Source organism: Marivirga aurantiaca (genome assembly GCF_016679925.1).
In the GTDB taxonomy this organism is placed as follows: Bacteria; Bacteroidota; Bacteroidia; order Cytophagales; family Cyclobacteriaceae; genus Marivirga; species Marivirga aurantiaca.
Genome location: NZ_JAEQBW010000001.1, coordinates 881782 through 901154 on the forward strand (window position 1 = coordinate 881782; position 19373 = coordinate 901154).

Genomic DNA, 19373 nt, shown 5'->3' on the forward strand with positions numbered 1-19373 from the left:
CCATGTTATTATTAATATGACCAACCTTTTCTATAAGTTCTTTTTACATATTCTTCAGCGGCCTGTTTGGCATTTATAGTAGCATATTGGGTATCAAACCTAGGATCACCATCTACCACTTTAAAGCTATCAGTACTTACAATTCTGATTTCCTCATTATCACCAATGTTAGTAATACGCATGTTTTCTGCATCCCAATCCAGTCTTCTACGTAAATCTTGCAGACGAACGGCCAGATTGCCCGCTACTACCACTTCATTGAGTGGGCCGGCATATTCAAAGCTTGAACTGGGGTTTACCCTTGTTTTCTTATCTTCTTTGGCTGCTCTTACCCAATCCATTTCATGTCCACCTTCCATGGCTTTAGGAATCCTTCTTAGTTCTCCTGTAGTTGGCGGTGGATTATCTTCCCTGCCAATAATAAACGGATCCATTGCGTAGGTGCCACAGATTAATGTGCCTTTGGTGCCATAGAATATAGCTCCGCCCCAACCACGCTGATCACCCGGATACATTCCTTCTTTTAGTCCTTCAGGCCTGTCAGGTTTTAACCCGCCATCAAACCAGGTAAATTCAACTGCCGGCATATTGATTTTGCCTTTTTTGGGTCTTTCACCAAAATAGTAGGTTACCTTTTCAGCCATTGGGGCACTTTCAGTGTTTACTTGTGTAGAAGTGGCCTCAAAAGCGTAAGGGAATCCAAGTTCCAAAGCTTTATAAACCGGATCCATTATGTGGCAAGCCATATCTCCCAGGGCACCTGTTCCAAAATCCCACCATGCTCGCCAGTTCCATGGAGTGTAGGCAGGATGGTAAGGCCTTTCTGCCGCAGGGCCTAAAAACAAATCCCAATCAAGTGTATCAGGTACGGCAGGAGTTTCTTGTGGACGCTCTAAACCTTGAGGCCAAATAGGGCGGTCAGTCCAGGCATCTACCTTTGTTACTTCACCAATTTCTCCATTCCAAATCCATTCACATACTTTTCGCATATCATCCGAAGAATTGCCCTGGTTCCCCATTTGTGTAGCTACTCCGGTTTTCTCAGCTAATTCAGTCAATTTCCTCGACTCATACACTGAATGCGTAAGTGGTTTTTGAAGATACACATGCTTTCCTGCTGTCATCGCATCTTTAGCACTTACATAGTGTGTATGATCAGGTGTACTAATCACTACAGCATCAATGTCTTTGTCCATTTCCTCAAGCATTACTCGGTAATCTTTGTACTTTTTTGCTTTAGGATAATCATCAAAACATCTTTTTGCGTATTTCCAATCCACATCCGCAAGAGCTACAATGTTTTGTGAGTTCATGTTTCTGAGATTGGCACGGCCCATTCCACCAACACCAATTCCTGCTATGTTTAGCTTGTCGCTAGGTGCTGTATAGCCCAATCCGGAAACCACATGACTAGGTACAATTGAGATACCTGCAGTGGCCAACCCCATGTTTCGAAGGAATTTACGCCTGCTTAGGTTGTTGTCTTTATTCAATTCGTCCATATTAAATAGATTTGTATTTTAGTTTAAGTTGAATGAAATTAAGAAAACTCTTTTATAAAACATAACATAATTTTGCAAAAGAGAAAAAGTAAAGATAAATTCTGAATCTAACTACCTGATATACAGTAGATAATTTGCAGATCCAGATAGTGTATATTTTACACTTAGATTTAACAATTGCCGTTGATTTCCAGAGGGTAAAACCTATTTCTGATAGTATTTATTGTATCCTTACCGTTTCATGTTTAATGAAGTGTTAGTCATACCATTTGCTACTTTTAAAAATGAAGTGGCTGTTGACTTGGTGATTATCCGGATATTCATTTAACGAGTTTTAGTTTTTAAAAAAATACCCGGTAAAATTTAGCAACTCCGTTAAGTTCAATTAAATTGTTGGCTTATTTTAATTGAATGATAGAGGACTCAGATTTCACCGGCTATATTTTCTTGGCAATCACTGTAATTGTGTTGGTTATTGTGGTTTTCAAATCAATTATCTTAGTTATATACGATATTGTAAGAGCTATCTATGGTTATTACTATACTCATCATATTCCATTAAAAGAGGAGCAGAAGCTAATTCTCAATAAATACCAATACTATTACCAACAGTTGAATCAAAAGCAAAAGGTGAAGTTCGAGCGCAGGTTGAAAACTTTCATGTTTAATAAAAAGTTTATTGCCAGACAAATGCCTAAGGTTACTGACGAAATGAAAGTACTCATTTCGTCATCTGCTGTTCAGCTTACTTTTGGTATGGATTTTACATTCTTTAGCCATTTTCGTAAAATACTTGTTTACCCGGATAGCTATTATTCCAAAATCAGTAAAACTTACCATAATGGCGAAGTGAACCCTAAACTGCGAGTGATTATTGTCTCATGGAAATATTTTGTTTCCGGTTATATGGATCAATCCGATGGACGTAATTTAGGTTTACATGAAATGGCTCATGCTATCAAATTAGAAAATCGTGTTCATCCCTTCATGGGAAGAGCGGCCTGGGGAGCATGGTATCATTTGGCAGAGCAGCATATGTCATACGCTGGGCGTGGTATGTTGTTTAGAGATTATGCTTTTACCAATTACCATGAATTCTTTGCCGTGGCAGTAGAAAATTTCTTTGAAAGGCCTCTGGAATTTAAACATATAAAACCAGAACTTTATGAGAGCATGGTGTATTTGCTCAAACAAGATCCCATTAAAATAGGAAGATCGAATGTGAGGTAATGGAATACTCTAATGCAAATACCCGAATAGAATTAAAAAAAATTAAAAAAGTAAATTGCTTAGAGGTTATTAATCAGCACTTAGCTAGTTTAGCTTAAAATATTTATAAGATTAATTAAGAAATATATTGCTTTAAAAAAGTAAAATATCTTTCTTTGCACTCGCATTCAGGGAAAGCCCTGATAAAATTTAAAATATTGGTCCGTTAGCTCAGCTGGATAGAGCAACTGCCTTCTAAGCAGTAGGTCTCAGGTTCGAATCCTGAACGGATCACATTAAGTTAATAACCCTGTTTAAAGAAATTTAGGCAGGGTTTTTTGTTAAAATCTCCTCAAAGATTATTGAATCATTCAACCCATTTAATGTAATTTCACCAATAAAGCTCAGATAGATAGAGCATCCCGCTTTTGGGCGGGAAGGTCTTAGTTTCGAATATTGAATGGATCAATTTTTTTTATTTGATAAAAATCCACAGCTTTCAACCATTATTACCTCATTTTTCTAATCCATTTCTCAATTGTTTCATTACCTTTCGGTAACGGCTCATTATCCCCACTTTTTCATGTAGCGTGTATTTAATTTTGAAAGATGTTTTTTTAACTGAAAATGAAAAATAGCGATTTTGATTATGAGAAGTTATTTGAGTTAAGTCCTGACTTGCTCTGCATAGCAGGTTTTGATGGTTATTTCAAGAAAGTCAACTCAGCAGTTTCTAAAGTACTTGGATACTCCTTAGAGGAGCTTTACTCCAAACCCATTAATGATTTTATATACCCTGAGGATGTAGGCCTTACCACCAAGGCAAGGGAAAACCTGAGAGATTCCAAGGCACTACTTTATTTTGACAACAGGTATGTCACAAAAAGTGGAGAGATCATTTGGCTGTCGTGGACTTCCCAACCATCTGAGGAGGACCAATTGATTTTTGCCATAGCTAAAAATATTACGCATAAAAAAAGACTGGAAGCAGAGAGAAATACGGAATTTGCCAATTTGGCAAAGATGAACGAATCTTATAAGCAATTGACTTACACCACTTCCCACGATTTACGATCTCCACTGGACAGTTTGCTTTCTATTTTTAAGTTAATAGACCTCACTAAAATCAATGATGAGAAAACAATAGAGTTAATAGAAATCCTCAAAAGGGGAGGAGAGAAATTAAAGATCAGACTGGATCAATATATTGATAATTTAAGTGGGAGGAATAGCCTGACAGAGGAAGTTACTTTGGTCTCTTTTGAAGAAAATTTGACAAAAGTACAGAAATCCATTTCTTCCTTAATTCAAGATTCAAGAATTACCATTCATAGCGACTTTTCGAGATTGGAATATATTAATTTCAACAAAAGCTATATGGAAAGTGTTTTTCTGAATTTAATAAGTAATGCAATCAAATATGCTAGACAGGATGTACCCCCTGTGTTGTCAATTTATTCCGAAAAAGTAAGCACAGGGAGTCGTTTGATTTTTCATGATAATGGACAGGGAATTGATCTGGAGAAAGTGAAGGATAGAATATTTGGCTTGCATCAAACATTTCATGACCATACCAATAGCAAAGGAATTGGTTTATACTTAGTGCATACCCACCTTACCAGTTTAGGAGCTAAAATAGAGGTTGAAAGCAAAGTGAATGAGGGTACTAAGTTTACTATTTCGTTTAAATAATTAATTTAAGTCCTTAAATTAAATCCATTCTAATTTTTGTTCATCAATTATTGGGAAATCCTCAATAATCAACCCATAGGAGTGTGAGCAATTGAGTACACTTGTTTTTTAGTAATTCCTGATAGATTTAAGTTTCTCTACTCTTAATTGTAAACTAAGCGGTGCAATTTCATAAAAAAGATTTTTATTATCTTTATCAAATGTTTTTTGATCAAAAGCAGCAATAATAACGCATAAATTACAATGGGCAGCAAAAAGAATAAAAGAAAGGATAATCTTAATTGGATATCCAAACTGATCGATCTCTTGATAGTGATAATAGGTATTACTATTGCTTTTCAGCTTAACAATCTGAGGGAATCCAACAAATCCGTTGCCAAAGAAAAGGAATACATCAAAAGCTTTTATGATGAAAGCAAGGATAATGAATCCTATTTGTCTTCAGCTCTGAATTTTTCTATTTCAAATAAAAATGACATTGATACATTAAAGCAGATTTTACTTTCGGGGAGATATTACGATAAAAGGATTAAAGTGCTTACAGCCAGTATGTTGGGTATGGAGAATTTCAATCCTTCTATTACTACAATGGAAAACATTACAGCTTCAGGTGAATTCGAATTACTGAAAGATATCGAACTGAGAAAAAGAATAATCAATACGTATGACTTTTATAATACAACGCTGGAATTGGAAAATTTATTAACTGATTATGTAAATAAATATGTGACACCAGTTTGGTTTAATCATATTCGATTAAGTAATATGAGCTATATTGACTCAACATTTATCCAGGGGCCCTTATTTGAAAATGTTGTTTTTGGTTATGAGGTTTTATTGAACCAGCAAATAAAAGGTTATCAGGAAAATCTTGAAAGGGTTAAACATTTGAATAAAATACTAGCTATAGCTAATGAAGAACAGTAATTAAGTTCTTCATTAACTAATTTCTTATTTCTTTTCAATACATTCTCACCCTAACTCTACCAAAGTTATTCCATCACCCCCTCTTTCTTCATGCTCATTTTTAAGCGACTTCACATAATTGTATTGTCTTAAATAATCCCTGATAAACTTCCTGAGTATGCCATCACCACGGCCGTGTAAAATGCTTACCTCCGGATAACCCAACACCAGTGCATCATCAATGAATTTATCCACTAAACTGATGGCTTCCTCCGCTCTTTTTCCGCGCACATCCAACTGCTGACGAAAGTTGGTGGATCGCTCTATCATGCCTGTTGAGCTACCGGAATAAGATTTTTTGAGTTCTTTCTTTACCGCATTTTTGGACATCCTTTCCAGTCTGTTGAGCTTTATTTTGGACTTTAAATCCCCCAGCATTATTTCAGCTTCCCTGGTACCAACAGACAATACTTCACCTATGGTGTCCTGTCCTTTTATCTGTACAAAATCTCCGGCCTTGATGTCGCCTTTTGCAGGTTTGTAAATATCTTTTGGGGCAGATTTTGTTTTTTGTTTTTCATGAGGTGTAAGCTCTACTTTGCTTTCAAAGCTCCTAAGTTGTTCTCTGGCTTGTTGGGTTTTTACTTTATCTGCCTGAGATTCTTTAATCTCCCTTATAGCCTGCTCAACTCGTTTATTAGCTTCTTTTAAAATGGATTTTGCCTCTTGTTTAGCTTCAATAATAATTGATTTCTTTTGCTCATTTATAAAAGCATTCAATTCTTCATAATCTTTTGAGCTTTTATCCAGGGTAATTTCTTTTTTCTGGATTTCCCTTAGCTTTTGCTCAAGTTGCCTTTTTTCTTTACCAAGGTCATTCAATAATTTGTCATAATTCACTCTTTCCTGACCTATTTTGCCTTTGGCAGCCTCAATCAACTCATGAGGGATTCCCATTTTCTCGGCTACTTCCAATGCAAAGGAGCTGCCGGGCTTGCCTATTTCCAATTCATATAGCGGCTCCAAATGACGTTCATCAAACTTCATTGCACCATTTTCTACATTGGGATGTGTCTGTGCAAAATTCTTTATATTATCATAGTGGGTGGTAATCACACCAAAGGCTTTCATGCTATAGAGCCTTTCCAGGATTGATTCTGCAATGGCTCCTCCAAAGCGGGGCTCTGTTCCTGTACCAAATTCATCAATTAAAAATAATGTTTGTTTATTTCCCTCCTGCAAAAAGTTTTTCATGTTTTGCAAATGAGAGCTGTAAGTACTCAAATCGTTTTCAATGCTTTGCTGATCCCCAATATCTATAAATAACCTTTGGAAGATACCACAAGTACTATCAGGCTGTACAGGAATTAAAAGGCCGCATTGCAGCATGTACTGTAACAGGCCCACACTTTTTAGCGCCACCGATTTACCACCTGCGTTGGGCCCTGAAATAATCAATATGCGCTTATCGGCATTTAAGTGAATGTTAAGAGGTGTTACTTTTTTACCGGATTCGGCCAGGCTTAGCTTTAAAAGCGGGTGTTCTGCTTTTTTAAAGTGAAGTATCCTTTTGTTTTCCACAATAGGCATATAGGCACTTATTTGCATAGAAAACCTGGCTTTGGCCCTAATGAAATCCACAATTCCCAAAAATCGATATGCTTTTTCCAAATTGGGGAGTTCAGGCCTCACTTTATTGGTGAGAGCAGTAAGAATTCTGACAATTTCCCTTCGTTCCTCATATTGCAATTCCCGAACCTCATTATTCATTTCCAGGGCTTCGGAGGGCTCAATATAAACTGTTTGACCTGTGGCTGACTGATCATGAATAAATCCCTTTATACGTCTTTTATATTCAGCCAGCACAGGTATTACCAATCTTCCATCCCGGATGGTAACAGAGGCATCTTCCGGAGTAAAACCATTCTGTGAGGCCTGGCGGTAAATCTGTTCAGTAGTTCTCCGTAATTGTGCCTGTACTTTAAAAATCCTGGTTCTTATCTCCTGTAATTCACTGCTGGCATTATTTCGGAGCTCGCCTCGTTCATCAATTTTTTCATCTATGGCTTTGTATAATGATTCATCCAACTCTACAGATTTCCTTAATTGGAATAGGGTAGGATAGTCTTCTTCATATTCATCAAAAAAGGAGATACATGCTAAAATTGTCTTAAGACTTAATTTCAGGTCGAAAAATTCCTCTTCTGTCAGAAAGGTATTGCCAACTTTTGTTCTTTTTAAAAATGGGCTAACATCTATAAAATTTCCGGAAGGAAAATATTCTCCGGATTGAAGTATGTTTTTAAATTCATGAGTTTGAATCAAAAGATGATTGACTTTGTCAAAATTTGACAAAAAAGCCATTTTGTCAGCTACTTGCTGACCGAGAGTGCTAATACAAGCTTCTTTTATGTAAGTCCTGATTTTATCAAAACCAATTCGTTGCTCAAAGTCAACAGGTAAAATCATATTGCTGTCTTATCTTTTGTAAGTGCTTTTTTTCTGTTGGCCTCTATCACTTGCTCTTTCAAGCTCATGCTATCAATTACTATATCATATACAGCCTCAAGTTTGGTCGGGTTTTCTAAATAATAGGCAAAACTTTCCTTATAGATGGAATCAGTGGTGTTATTGTCATCAAAAATCTTTAATTCATAATGGCGCATCACTACTTTTGAGGAATCATGCCTTAGCCCAATATTGGATACTTTATTTTCTGCGATATAAATTTCAGAAAGAATATTGGCCATTTTTTCAGGAGGAAGAACACCTTTAGGCACTTCATTCTTTTGTGTACAAGAAACTATTATTAATATTGCGACTAGATAACTAAGATTTCTCATTTATTTTTATGGTAATTTGCTTTTGACTATACAAAATTATTGCCAAAGCTATTTCAGACAACTGTGAAAAACAATTATCGTACTTTCTTTCGTTCTCTATGTTGAAGATTAGTTTCAATTTATTTTTCATGATTTTAACAAACCATATATGAGGGAGCTGTTTAAAAAGCTTCGAAAATACGAAATAAGGATCAGGAAAGCGGTCAATAACCAGATGCAGGGAGATTTTCATTCTGTATTTAAGGGTTCTGGTCTGGAGTTTGATGATGTGCGCCTGTACCAATATGGAGATGATGTGCGCACCATTGATTGGAATGTTTCTGCAAAAGGACACGGAACTTTCGTGAAAACTTTCAAAGAAGACAAAGAACAGAGTGTTTATTTCCTGGTGGATGTCAGTGCTTCACAGGAAATTGGCACTGAAGGTCAGCAAAAAGTAGATATTGCTAAAGAAGTCGCGGGTGTGCTCACTTTATCGGCCCTTAAAGAAGGAAGCCAGGTAGGTATGATTTGTTATTCTGACCAACGGGAATTGTTTATTAAAGCAGGCAAAGGGCAAAAACATGGGTATTATGCGATTAGCCAGTTATTTGGTTTAAAAGCACAATCACCTGGAACCAATCTTGATAAAGCATTGAGTTACTTGATGGGTATTTTAAAGCGAAGAAGCGTTGTTTTTGTTATCAGTGATTTTGTGGATGATGGTTATCAGGATCACCTGAAAGCTTTGGCCCGCAAACACGATTTGGTAGTCATCCATATGAAAGACAGACTGGAAACGGATTTGCCCATGTTGGGCATTGTACCGTTACGTGATAAGGAGACAGGGAAGGTCAGATGGGTGAATACTTCCAGTAGTGCATTTAAAAATAGATATAGAGAAAGCAATAAGGACCAGTCAGAACTTTTAAAAGATATCTGTAAAAGAAATCAAGCGGATTATGTGCTGATTGATACACAAGAGGATTTTGTACCCGGGTTAATGAAATTATTTACTATCAGAAACCGCAGTAAAAAGAAAGCATAGCATGAGGATAAAAATATTTTGGGTGCTGATTTTTATAGCAGGACATTGGGCAGAGGCACAGGAAATTAGGCCTAAAGGTCAATTCTTGCAGGACAGCATGGCACTGGGAGAGAAGGTGCAATTTAGTTTGTCCGTTAGTTATCCGTTAGATCAACAATTATTGTTCCCTGATTCAACTTATAATTTTTATCCTTTCGAATTTCGGTCCAAAACCTATTTTCCAACAAGAACGGACAGTCTGATGAGTTATGATAGCGCTGTTTTTACTTTGGCGAGCTATGAAATTGAGGAGCTGCAAACATTGCGCCTTCCAGTTTTTGTCATTCAAGGTAAAGATAGTTTAAGACGTTTTACTTCTGTAGATAGTATTTTCTTACAGGAAATGATTCCTATAGTGAGCGATACGTTGAGCTTAAAAACTGATACTAATTTAGCCGTTACTGATAAGGAATTTAATTACCCGCTTTTAATTGCCATTGTCATTGTTATTCTTATATTAATCGTCCTGATTATTGTGTTTTTCGGAAAGAAAATTCGTTTGAAATGGAAGATTTGGCAATTAGAGCGTAAGCACCGTAAATTTCTGGAACAATTTAAACCTCAGGCTGAGCACCCACAAGTTGATGAGGTAGAGAAGTTACTGTTTCGTTGGAAAAATCATCTGGAAAAAATCAGTTTAAAACCATATGCAAAATTAACGACTAAGGAAATCCATTCACTTCATCAGGATGAAGATTTGTATCAGAATTTGAAACAAATGGACAGAAGTATCTATTCTTCAGCTAAAAATGATAACCTTTCAGCAGCTTTTGAATTTTTGATTGGGTATGCTGATTATATTTTTAACGAGCGCATAAAAGAATTACAGGCACATGCAAAGTAGCGATTGGTTTAGTTTATCGTGGTTTTATCCGGAAACCCTCAAGAACTTCGAATATGAATATCCATGGTTGTTCTATGCAATGATCATACTGCCAATTATCTATTTTTTAGTTGAGTGGATAAAGGGAAGATTAAGCCCTAAAATACCCATTGCTTTAAAAAAAGACACCTTAACCAATGATTTTTCTGCTATTTTAAGAGTTATTCCTATTCTATTATTATTGGTATCGGCATTATTAATGTTGTTGGCTTTGGCAAGGCCCCAGCTCACAAATGAGCGTGTTGAGCAATGGACTGAGGGGATTGACATCATGTTGGTAATGGATATTTCAGAATCCATGAAAATAGAAGATTTTTCTCCCAACAGGTTGGAAGCTGCAAAAGATGTAGCCAATAATTTCATTGGCGGTAGGTTTCAGGACAGGATTGGGTTGGTAATATTTAGTGGTGAGGCTTATTCATTATCTCCTTTAACTACTGATTATGAACTATTGAAAAGCTATATTGATGACATTGATTTCAAAATGATAGAAAGTTCTGGAACAGCTATTGGAAGTGCATTGGCAGTAGGTACTAATCGTATGCTGGAATCGGAAACAAAATCCAAGGTATTGATTCTGTTAAGTGATGGAGATAATAATGCAGGAAATATAGATCCGCTTACTGCTGCCAAACTAGCCAATGCTTATGATATAAAGATATACACTATTGCGATTGGGAAAGAAGGAAAAGTACCCTATGGCAAGGATTTCTTTGGGCGTACCCGTTATATTGAAAACAGTATGGATGTAAGCGGTTTGAAAGAAATAGCGAAAATCGGAGAAGGTGAATTTTACAGGGCAGAAGACAATGAAGCATTGGTGAAAGTATTTGAGACTATAGATCAATATGAAAAAGCAGAAATCAAAGAAACCCGTTACAAGGATACCAAAGCCTACTATGATGTGTACCTAAAGTGGGCAATTTTGTTTTTGTTATTGTGGTTGTTTACTAAATCTACTTTCTTTAGTAATATCCTTGTTGATTAAAAGTAAATATTGCAGGGGATTTCAATATGTTCAGTTATTTTAAAATGTGGATTTCAAGATTATGAGCTAAGTTGGGATATTGAAACTATATTTCTAAATAGAATTACCTAGCAATTTATGCATCCTCTTACTCAGGGTCTTTATTTTCAAATAATTTCTAATTGTGATCGTTCTTAAGCCGATGAGAGCAATCCTTTTTCTGTTTTTCCTAATCCCATTCTTACCATTTACGGCATCCTCACAAAAATACGGCACAGCAGCAGGAATTCGATTTGGAGAAAAGCAATTTGGGATTAGCCTGAGACAGCAAATTATCAAACAGACTACGGCTGAATTAATGGTTGAATTTGGCGCAGACGAAGTTCAGGCCACCTTATTGCCTAAATATCATATTAATATTATAGGTAAAGGATTAAATCTATATTTAGGAGTAGGTGCGCATGTAGGTAATTTGAAAGATTTCGGTATGACTTATGGTGTAGATATGATGGCAGGGCTTGAACTTAAATTACCTGCTATCCCTATTACGATTTCAGCTGATTTCAAACCAGCCTATCATTTTCAACATGAAGACTGGTTTGCACTTCCGGGAGCTTTTTCGATACACTATGTAATCAGTAAAGACACTCGGGAGAAGCGTAAAAAGGTCAGAGCTAAGAAAAAGCGTAGAAAGGAAAGAAGGAAGTTGCGCGAAGAGAGAAGAGAAAAACGACAAGAATGGTTTGATAAAACACTCAACCAGAAAGAAGATAATAAGTAGGGCCTTCTGTCAATGTGCAAAAACTTCCTGATTAGCCTCAGTAACTTCCATTAGTCCATCATGGGAAATCCCTGAAAGTTTTACTGTTTTCAGCTCATTTACCATTATAGGATCATATTTTGCCACCACTCGCACATAATTATTGGTGAAGCCTTCCATTAAACCATCTTTGATGTCATTTTCAAAAAGCACAACATCTTCCCGCCCTACATTTTCTTCATAAAAAGCACGTTTCATCTTTTCAGAAAGACTCCGAAGCATTTTAGATCTTTTGTTTCTTACTTTCAAAGGTACTACCTCCTCCATTTCACTGGCCGTAGTGTTGACTCTTTCAGAGTAGGTGAATACATGTAAATAGGAGATAGGCAACTCTTTTAAGAAATGATAAGTATCCATAAAATCCTCATCAGTCTCTCCGGGAAAACCTACAATTACGTCTACCCCAATGCAACATTGGGGCATCAAAGATTTAATTTTAGCTACACGATCTTCATACAATTCCCGTAAATAGCGTCTTCGCATAGTGCGTAATATTTTATTGCTCCCACTTTGAAGCGGAATATGAAAATGAGGGACAAACCTTTTGGATTGTGCCACAAATTCTATGATCTCATTAGTCAATAAATTAGGCTCAATACTGGATATTCTAAACCGATCGATTCCTTCTACTTCATCCAAAGCTTTTACCAAATCAACAAAGCGTTCTTTTCTTTTGCCTTCCTGTATTCCGAAATCACCAGTGTTCACACCGGTAAGCACTATTTCTTTCACCTCATTTATAGCAATTTCTTTTGCACTTTTCACAATATTGGCAATGGTGTCACTACGACTTTTACCTCTTGCTAATGGAATGGTACAAAAAGCGCAATGGTAGTTACAGCCATCCTGTACTTTTAAGAAAGTTCGGGTTCTATCATTAATGGAAAAAGCATTATTAAATGTTTTGGCTTCATTAATGTCGGAGGCCAATACCTGTGGCTTGTCTTTTTTAGTGAAACCATCTAATTTATCAATTAATTGAAATTTTTCGGCAGCACCTAATACAGCATCCACTCCTTTTATTTCAGATATCTCCTTAGGCTTCAATTGAGCATAGCAACCAATAATGGTCACAAATCCGTTGGGATTGATCTTTTTGGCCTCTTTCACAATCTTCTTACACTTTTTGTCTGCATTTTCCGTTACGGAACAGGTGTTGATAATGAAAATGTCAGGCCTATCCTGAAATTCAACCTTTTCGTAGCCCCTGCCTTCAAACATCCTGGAAATAGAAGATGTCTCAGAAAAATTAAGCTTGCAGCCTAGTGTGTAAAATGCGACCTTTTTATTCATTCTTGATTTATTACTTTCTTAAGAGGGCGCAAAGTTAAGGCTTTATTTAGTTTAGTAAAACAATGGAGTATTATTAACCTAAGATAGACTTTAAATTCGTAGTAAACTTCAGAAAAATTTTGGCTTCCAAACTAAACTCCCATTAAAAATTTCGTGCTTATTTAACAGGATATAAACACGGTATGTCACTCCTAGGAGCTGGTCTGATGCAAATCCAACCCTATTTAGAAGAAGGTCTGAGCTGGGATGAGTGTTTGAAGCCACATGCTTTGGTTAGGTCACAGGTCGGTACCGGAATTGGCTTCCACTGGTTATTGCGAGCATGCTATTCCGTCTCAACGGAATTCATGCAAAGCAATCTGTTGGGTATTTGTGTTTCGTGAGACACGAACCACGGCTGAGGGAATTGTTTATTTATTACAGTGTCGGTTCATAACTATTCCATTATTAATGTTTCTGTAGAAATAAGTAAAGATGGGTTAATATCCGGCTTTTGAGGAGCTGTTTTTGGTGTGAAGTTTTAAATTAAGCTCAATTTTATCATGATAATATTATTTTTTAACAATTTGCTTAAAAAATAACCCTTCAAAATTAAAAGTTGCAAAATTTTAATTAAATTTGATTCGAAATTAAACCAAAAACATAAAAATGGCTCATATTCGTTTTAATGCACTCGATATCGTTCAAAAAAGAACAACTGAACGTATTGAAGCACCATCTAACAAAATTTCTGAATATTTTCAAACTGATGTCTTTTCTTTAGATCAAATGAAAGCCGCTTTGGCTCCTGATGTTTTTAAGAAAGTAAACCATGCTATCGACAAAGGAAAAAGGATAGATATGGATATGGCTGATCAAATTGCTTCTGCAGTGAAATCATGGGCCATGACTAAAGGCGTAACCCATTATACGCACTGGTTCCAGCCTTTAACGGGAGCTACTGCTGAAAAACACGATTCATTTTTCAATGCTAAAAAAGGGATTGAGGTATTTGAAGGTTCTATGCTGGTTCAACAGGAACCGGACGCTTCCTCTTTTCCCAATGGTGGTTTAAGAACCACTTTCGAGGCAAGAGGTTATACCGCCTGGGATCCTTCTTCACCTATATTTGTGTGGGGCAGAACTTTGTGTATCCCTACAATATTTGTTTCTTATACAGGAGAGTCTTTAGATCATAAAGCGCCTTTATTAAAGGCTGTTGAAGCGGTTGATAAAGCAGCTACCAAGGTAGTGCAGTTATTCGACAGAAATGTAGTGAAAGTAAGCGCATCATTAGGTGTTGAGCAAGAGTATTTTGTGATTGATAAAGCACTTTATTCGGCCAGACCTGATTTAATGCTTTCTGGCAGAACGCTTTTTGGACATAATCCGGCAAGAGGGCAGCAGTTGGATGATCATTACTTCGGAGCTATACCAAGCAGGATTTATAACTATATGAAGGATTTTGAAATTGAATCCTTGAAACTGGGCATTCCTGTTAGTACGCGCCATAATGAAGTAGCTCCCAGCCAGTTTGAAGTAGCACCACTTTTTGAGGATATCAATGTGGCTACAGATCATAACAGTTTAATGATGGATGTTATGAAAAGAGTGGCTGAGCGACATGATTTACAGGTTCTATTTCATGAAAAGCCTTTTGCAGGCCTAAATGGAAGTGGGAAACATAATAACTGGTCATTATTGACTAATACTGGTGTGAATTTATTCCAGCCAAGTAACAGTGCCCGTGAAAACTTATTGTTTCTGGTATTCTTAGTAAACACCATTAAAGCAGTTGCTGATAATGGAGATTTGTTAAGAGCCTCAATTGCTTCTGCAGGTAATGATCATAGGCTAGGAGCTAATGAAGCACCACCAGCTATCATGTCTGTTTTTATAGGTTCTGAATTAACTGCGGTGCTTAACGAACTGGAAGAAAAAGGTAATATTAAAATTGATAAAGGCGATAATATGTATATGAAATTAGGTATAGATAAAATACCTAATATCATCATGGACAATACAGATAGAAACAGAACTTCCCCTTTTGCTTTTACAGGGAATAAATTTGAGTTTCGCGCAGTAGGATCGGATCAGAACGTGGCGCAGCCTATGGCCGTATTAAATTTGATTATGGCTGAACAGTTAACGGAATTTCATAAGGCCGTTAAAAAAGAGATGGACAAAGGCACAGATAAAAAAATTGCTATTGTTAACATTCTTAGACAATATATCAAAGAATCTAAAAAAGTTAGATTTGAAGGAGATGGTTATTCTGAAGAGTGGGCAAATGAAGCAGAAAAACGTGGTTTGCCTAATATTAAAAATACACCAAGAGCTATTGAAGCTTTTGTTTCTAAAAAATCTAAAGATTTGTTCCTAAGGCATAAAGTAATGACTCCGCAGGAACTGGAAGCAAGGAATGAAATTTATCTGGAAAACTATATGATGAAAATCCAGATTGAATCACGTTTAATGGGTGATATAGCTTTAAATCAAATTATACCTACTGCTGTAAAGTATCAAAACACTTTAGCTCAGAATGCTAAAAATTTAAGTGATTTGAATCTGGATAATTCTGAAATTGTTAAGAATATTCAATTAATCAGCGGTTATACTAAAGATCTAAGAACTCTGGTGCATGAAATGATTGAAAAGCGTAAAGAACTCAATGAAATTGAAGATCATCAGGAAAGAACCAACAAGTATTGCGATGAAGTTAAAGAAGCTTATTTTGATAAAATCAGATATGCTGTCGATAAATTGGAGCTATATGTTGATGATGAATTATGGCCATTGCCAAAATACAGAGAATTGTTGTTTTTAAGATAATAGAATGTTCGAATTAAATTTAAAAAACGTGCAGTTGCAAAATTGCACGTTTTTTTTATCTCCAATAATGTTTGTTATTTTGATTTGGTATAACTTATTCCCATTAACTCAAAAACACCTCTACACTTTTTCCTTTAATCGATCCAAATAGATTTCTGGTTAACAAATTCCTTAATACCAAGGTGAGAGAGTTCCCTTCCGTATCCGCTTTTCTTTACACCACCAAATGGCACGGCCGGATGTGAAGCCATTAATTTATTGATATAAACAGCACCACTTTCTACCTTTCGTACAAATTTTTTGGCTTTTTCTATATCCTGAGACCATACAGAACCACCCAGGCCAAACTTTGAGTCGTTGGCTATATTGATGGCATCTTCTTCGTTTTTGACTATAATAACGATTGCTACGGGGCCAAATAGCTCTTCCTCATAAGCAGGCATCCCAGGTTTTACATTAGATAAAATGGTAGGTTCAAAAAATGCGCCTTCCATGGCAGGTCTTTTAACCTCCAAGTATTATTTCTGCACCTTTTTCAACAGATTCTTTCACTTGCTTCAAAAGACTATTGGCAAAATCTTCAGAAGCCATTGGTCCATAATCAACTGTTTCGTATGTTGGATCGCCTATGTTAAGTGCCTGTAATTCAGATTTAAACAATCTTAAAAATTCATCAGCAATTTCTTCTAAAATGATAAATCTTTTAGCAGCAATACAGCTTTGTCCATTATTGATCATCCTTGATTTCGCCCCTGTTTTTGCGGCCTTTTTTAAGTCGGCATCTGCCAACACGATAAAAGGATCACTTCCTCCTAACTCCAAAACCGTTTTCTTAAGGTTTTTGGCAGCTCTTTCAGCTACTTTAATTCCGGCACCTTCACTACCTGTTAGGGTAACTGCCTTCACTCTCTCATCATCAATAATATCATTTACTTTGCCGGACCCAATAAGCAGTGATTGAAAACAACCCTCTGGAAACCCTGCCTCCTGAAAAACTTCTTGTATGGCCAATGAACATTGCGGCACATTTGAGGCATGTTTTAGTAAACCAACATTACCAGCCATTAAACTCGGTGCAGCAAAGCGAAAAAGTTGCCAAAAAGGGAAATTCCATGGCATAATGGCCAGCACAATACCCAAAGGATCATGAGCTATATAGGCTTTTCCTGAAGGTACTTCCAAAGGGGAATCTGCTAGAAATGTTTCTGCATTTTCAGCATAATATTCACAGCAAAGGGCACACTTTTCTATTTCAGAAATGGCTTCTTTGGTTGTTTTCCCCATTTCCAGGGTGATGATATTTGCGTAGAGCACTTTATTTTGTTTAAGCACCTCGGCTGCTTTATTCATTAATTTACTTCTATGCTCAAAGCTGGTTTGCTTCCAATCTTTATAAGCAGCCTCCGCTTTATTTAATTTTTCATTGATAGCACTATTTGTTTCTTCTTCAAAAGATTTCTCTACAACATTTGTCAATGGATTCTTAGATTCAATTGCCATAAAATAAATTTTTTGTAGTTCAAATTTATTATTCAAGTGTTCTGTTGGATGCAATAGCTGCTGAAATAACGGCTAAGGAAGGGCCAAACAGTACACCCAAAACAGGTATTAATATTAACAGGTTTAAACAAAAACCGTTGCCGAATGCAATACCTTTATGTCGAAAAATCCTGATGAGACTTTCTTTTACTGATAAACCAAAGTATTCATTGCGGTAGTCCATCATGGAAGCCCCAAAGAAAAAGCTCTCAATGAGGAATAATAGGATGGCATAAAAAGGTGCTAAAAGGGGTAAGCTAATACATAATAATACCAGTAATAACCAACTTACTACTTGTAAACTAATCAAAATAATGGCAATAAACATTCCCCTGATAATATCACGCACCACATGATGTAGTTTTAATGTTCTACTTTCCTTATGTAAGATGTTTTGAGTTTTCTCTGATATAAATGCCAGCACAGGTGCAAAAATAAACAAGATGATGTATTTAAATAGATTCAAATAGATAAGGAACAATAGAATTCTGATAAAAATGCTTAGGGCAATTTGAACTAAACCCGTCCATTCTTTCCAGTCCGGGGGGAGGTTCATAAATGAATACAGCCAATCAATCAGGTTGCCGGTGTAAAGCCAGGCCACAATGCCTACAAAAATGAAAGCAAACAAATTGAAAAATGCAGCACCTATGATATAAGGCCACATCTTATTTTGGTTTATAAATCTTAAAGCAGAAATATAGGCAGAGAAGCTCTTACCAACTTCTTTAATAAATTTTATCATTGTTTAACAGTTGGAAATTCCTTTTCTTCCCATGCCATCATGCCACCTATTACATTCGACAGGTTTTTGAATCCCATTTCTTTCATTTTTTCTATAGCAGCTAAACTTCGACTACCTGATCTGCATATCACCAAATAATGCCTGGATTTATCTAACTGGTTAATAGAACGGATAAAAGAATCTGTTTCTAATAAATCAATATTTAGGCTGTTTTCAATACTGGAGAAGTTATATTCTTTTGCTGTACGAACATCCAATAGTACAGTATCTTTATTATTGGAAAAGTTGATTTGCCTGAGTTCATCAACAGTTATTTCACCAATGCTATGCTGAACGCAAGCTAAAATTGGTAAGAAGGCAAGTATCATGATTAATCTGGTTTTCATTTCTGTTGCTTTAAGAGTTAGTACCTATTATACTTAATTAATAGCTAATAGTTTTCTAGTAAATGGCATAACATGTAATTAGGGCATTTTATGAAAAATGTACAAGGGAAATTGTCTAATACCGGAAATTAAATGGTGTTTCTATTGTCCTTTTTTAGTTCAAAAGAAATTAAATTAACTGTTTCTTAACATCGGTATTGCTGTAGTATCGGTAATTTTAGACATCACAAAAGAACTTTGTACATTAGCAAGATTCTCATTAGTGGAAAGCTTATTCACAATAAAATCCTGAAAGGTATTCATGTCCCTCACTAATATTTTTAAATGATAATCATATTGCCCTGCCAGGTGGTAACATTCCACTACTTCAGGAATATTAGCTACATGTTTTTCAAAAGCCGCCAGCTTATCCTTGGTATGTTTTTCCAGTCGCACCATGCACAATGCCATTAATCCTTTGCCTACTTTAACCGGATTGATTAATGCCACATAGGAATTAATTACGCCCATTTTCTCTAGTCTTTTTACTCGCTCGTATATGGGTGTTGTTGTAAGATTAAGTTGTGCCGCCAAATCCTTATTTGTAATTCTTGCGTTGCTCTGTAACTGACGTATGATTTTTAAATCAACTTCATCCAGCCTGATAGTAGAATGATTTTCGGTTTCCCACATATTTTTTTAGGATTGATAAGTTTATTTTCTTTGTTTTTA

17 protein-coding genes and 1 tRNA gene are annotated in these 19373 nt (G+C 36.1%); 9 read left to right on the forward strand and 9 right to left on the reverse strand.

The features are described 5' to 3' along the window. Window positions 1–11 precede the first annotated feature (11 nt). Window positions 12–1502: a Gfo/Idh/MocA family protein gene (locus tag JKA74_RS03770; protein WP_201429819.1), complete on the reverse strand. Its 1491-nt coding sequence runs from the start codon at window positions 1500–1502 to the stop codon at window positions 12–14. Window positions 1503–1913: 411 nt separating this feature from the next. Between JKA74_RS03770 and JKA74_RS03775 the strand changes: the two genes are divergently transcribed. The 4 genes from JKA74_RS03775 (at window position 1914) to JKA74_RS03790 (ending at window position 5330) form a co-directional block, all read left to right on the forward strand. Then, window positions 1914–2732: a zinc-dependent peptidase gene (locus tag JKA74_RS03775; protein ID WP_236587487.1), complete on the forward strand. Its 819-nt coding sequence runs from the start codon at window positions 1914–1916 to the stop codon at window positions 2730–2732. 199 nt (window positions 2733–2931) lie between these two features. After that, a tRNA-Arg gene (locus tag JKA74_RS03780) sits at window positions 2932–3005 on the forward strand. A gap of 333 nt (window positions 3006–3338) precedes the next feature. After that, window positions 3339–4403, forward strand: coding sequence for a PAS domain-containing sensor histidine kinase (locus tag JKA74_RS03785; protein WP_201429820.1), 1065 nt, complete (start codon window positions 3339–3341; stop codon window positions 4401–4403). A gap of 243 nt (window positions 4404–4646) precedes the next feature. Continuing rightward, a complete protein-coding gene (locus tag JKA74_RS03790) occupies window positions 4647–5330 on the forward strand; it encodes a hypothetical protein (protein ID WP_201429821.1) in 684 nt (227 codons plus the stop codon). A gap of 45 nt (window positions 5331–5375) precedes the next feature. On the opposite strand, the gene JKA74_RS03795 is transcribed toward JKA74_RS03790, so the two are convergent. Together JKA74_RS03795 and JKA74_RS03800 are read right to left on the reverse strand one after the other, a co-directional pair. Next, window positions 5376–7778 (reverse strand): endonuclease MutS2, encoded by a 2403-nt coding sequence (locus JKA74_RS03795; RefSeq protein WP_201429822.1) that lies wholly within the window; start codon window positions 7776–7778, stop codon window positions 5376–5378. Then, a complete protein-coding gene (locus JKA74_RS03800; RefSeq protein ID WP_201429823.1) occupies window positions 7775–8152 on the reverse strand; it encodes a DUF4296 domain-containing protein in 378 nt (125 codons plus the stop codon). The genes JKA74_RS03795 and JKA74_RS03800 overlap by 4 nt, the downstream gene beginning before the upstream one ends. Before the next feature lie 148 nt (window positions 8153–8300). Between JKA74_RS03800 and JKA74_RS03805 the strand changes: the two genes are divergently transcribed. From JKA74_RS03805 to JKA74_RS03820, 4 genes are all read left to right on the forward strand, one after another. After that, entirely contained in the window at window positions 8301–9179 is an 879-nt protein-coding gene (locus JKA74_RS03805; RefSeq protein WP_201429824.1) for a DUF58 domain-containing protein, read from the forward strand. A gap of 1 nt (window position 9180) precedes the next feature. Then, window positions 9181–10062 carry a hypothetical protein gene (locus JKA74_RS03810; RefSeq protein ID WP_201429825.1) on the forward strand — a complete coding sequence of 294 codons (882 nt, stop codon included), beginning with the start codon at window positions 9181–9183 and terminating at the stop codon, window positions 10060–10062. Further along, a complete protein-coding gene (locus JKA74_RS03815; protein ID WP_201429826.1) occupies window positions 10052–11089 on the forward strand; it encodes a vWA domain-containing protein in 1038 nt (345 codons plus the stop codon). The genes JKA74_RS03810 and JKA74_RS03815 overlap by 11 nt, the downstream gene beginning before the upstream one ends. 181 nt (window positions 11090–11270) lie before the next feature. After that, window positions 11271–11849: a hypothetical protein gene (locus tag JKA74_RS03820; protein WP_201429827.1), complete on the forward strand. Its 579-nt coding sequence runs from the start codon at window positions 11271–11273 to the stop codon at window positions 11847–11849. 9 nt (window positions 11850–11858) lie between these two features. Here JKA74_RS03820 and mtaB read toward each other — a convergent pair whose 3' ends face one another. After that, window positions 11859–13181 carry a tRNA (N(6)-L-threonylcarbamoyladenosine(37)-C(2))-methylthiotransferase MtaB gene (gene mtaB / locus JKA74_RS03825; RefSeq protein ID WP_201429828.1) on the reverse strand — a complete coding sequence of 441 codons (1323 nt, stop codon included), beginning with the start codon at window positions 13179–13181 and terminating at the stop codon, window positions 11859–11861. Window positions 13182–13829: 648 nt separating this feature from the next. Here mtaB and JKA74_RS03830 point away from each other — a divergent pair. Further along, the gene (locus tag JKA74_RS03830; protein WP_201429829.1) at window positions 13830–15992 is read left to right on the forward strand and encodes a glutamine synthetase III family protein; all 2163 of its coding nucleotides are present in this window, start codon (window positions 13830–13832) and stop codon (window positions 15990–15992) included. Window positions 15993–16126: 134 nt separating this feature from the next. Here the strand turns inward: JKA74_RS03830 and JKA74_RS20935 are convergent, their stop codons facing one another. The 5 genes from JKA74_RS20935 to JKA74_RS03850 form a co-directional block, all read right to left on the reverse strand. Continuing rightward, window positions 16127–16486, reverse strand: coding sequence for an aldehyde dehydrogenase family protein (locus JKA74_RS20935; RefSeq protein WP_317193553.1), 360 nt, complete (start codon window positions 16484–16486; stop codon window positions 16127–16129). A gap of 10 nt (window positions 16487–16496) precedes the next feature. After that, window positions 16497–17492 carry an aldehyde dehydrogenase family protein gene (locus JKA74_RS03835; RefSeq protein ID WP_317193554.1) on the reverse strand — a complete coding sequence of 332 codons (996 nt, stop codon included), beginning with the start codon at window positions 17490–17492 and terminating at the stop codon, window positions 16497–16499. 28 nt (window positions 17493–17520) lie between these two features. Continuing rightward, window positions 17521–18276 carry an EI24 domain-containing protein gene (locus JKA74_RS03840; protein WP_201429830.1) on the reverse strand — a complete coding sequence of 252 codons (756 nt, stop codon included), beginning with the start codon at window positions 18274–18276 and terminating at the stop codon, window positions 17521–17523. Further along, the gene (locus tag JKA74_RS03845; protein WP_201429831.1) at window positions 18273–18662 is read right to left on the reverse strand and encodes a rhodanese-like domain-containing protein; all 390 of its coding nucleotides are present in this window, start codon (window positions 18660–18662) and stop codon (window positions 18273–18275) included. Before JKA74_RS03845 ends, JKA74_RS03840 begins: the two co-directional genes overlap by 4 nt. A gap of 174 nt (window positions 18663–18836) precedes the next feature. After that, window positions 18837–19334 carry an Lrp/AsnC family transcriptional regulator gene (locus JKA74_RS03850; protein ID WP_201429832.1) on the reverse strand — a complete coding sequence of 166 codons (498 nt, stop codon included), beginning with the start codon at window positions 19332–19334 and terminating at the stop codon, window positions 18837–18839. Window positions 19335–19373: the final 39 nt, after the last annotated feature.

Excerpts from the sequence above, each read along its gene's own strand:
- JKA74_RS03770 (WP_201429819.1), bottom strand. The coding sequence starts at position 1,502 with ATGGACGAATTGAATAAAGACAACAACCTAAGCAGGCGTAAATTCCTT.
- JKA74_RS03775 (WP_236587487.1), top strand. The coding sequence starts at position 1,914 with ATGATAGAGGACTCAGATTTCACCGGCTATATTTTCTTGGCAATCACT.
- JKA74_RS03785 (WP_201429820.1), top strand. The coding sequence starts at position 3,339 with ATGAAAAATAGCGATTTTGATTATGAGAAGTTATTTGAGTTAAGTCCT.
- JKA74_RS03790 (WP_201429821.1), top strand. The coding sequence starts at position 4,647 with ATGGGCAGCAAAAAGAATAAAAGAAAGGATAATCTTAATTGGATATCC.
- JKA74_RS03795 (WP_201429822.1), bottom strand. The coding sequence starts at position 7,778 with ATGATTTTACCTGTTGACTTTGAGCAACGAATTGGTTTTGATAAAATC.
- JKA74_RS03800 (WP_201429823.1), bottom strand. The coding sequence starts at position 8,152 with ATGAGAAATCTTAGTTATCTAGTCGCAATATTAATAATAGTTTCTTGT.
- JKA74_RS03805 (WP_201429824.1), top strand. The coding sequence starts at position 8,301 with ATGAGGGAGCTGTTTAAAAAGCTTCGAAAATACGAAATAAGGATCAGG.
- JKA74_RS03810 (WP_201429825.1), top strand. The coding sequence starts at position 9,181 with ATGAGGATAAAAATATTTTGGGTGCTGATTTTTATAGCAGGACATTGG.
- JKA74_RS03815 (WP_201429826.1), top strand. The coding sequence starts at position 10,052 with ATGCAAAGTAGCGATTGGTTTAGTTTATCGTGGTTTTATCCGGAAACC.
- JKA74_RS03820 (WP_201429827.1), top strand. The coding sequence starts at position 11,271 with ATGAGAGCAATCCTTTTTCTGTTTTTCCTAATCCCATTCTTACCATTT.
- mtaB (WP_201429828.1), bottom strand. The coding sequence starts at position 13,181 with ATGAATAAAAAGGTCGCATTTTACACACTAGGCTGCAAGCTTAATTTT.
- JKA74_RS03830 (WP_201429829.1), top strand. The coding sequence starts at position 13,830 with ATGGCTCATATTCGTTTTAATGCACTCGATATCGTTCAAAAAAGAACA.
- JKA74_RS20935 (WP_317193553.1), bottom strand. The coding sequence starts at position 16,486 with ATGGAAGGCGCATTTTTTGAACCTACCATTTTATCTAATGTAAAACCT.
- JKA74_RS03835 (WP_317193554.1), bottom strand. The coding sequence starts at position 17,492 with ATGGCAATTGAATCTAAGAATCCATTGACAAATGTTGTAGAGAAATCT.
- JKA74_RS03840 (WP_201429830.1), bottom strand. The coding sequence starts at position 18,276 with ATGATAAAATTTATTAAAGAAGTTGGTAAGAGCTTCTCTGCCTATATT.
- JKA74_RS03845 (WP_201429831.1), bottom strand. The coding sequence starts at position 18,662 with ATGAAAACCAGATTAATCATGATACTTGCCTTCTTACCAATTTTAGCT.
- JKA74_RS03850 (WP_201429832.1), bottom strand. The coding sequence starts at position 19,334 with ATGTGGGAAACCGAAAATCATTCTACTATCAGGCTGGATGAAGTTGAT.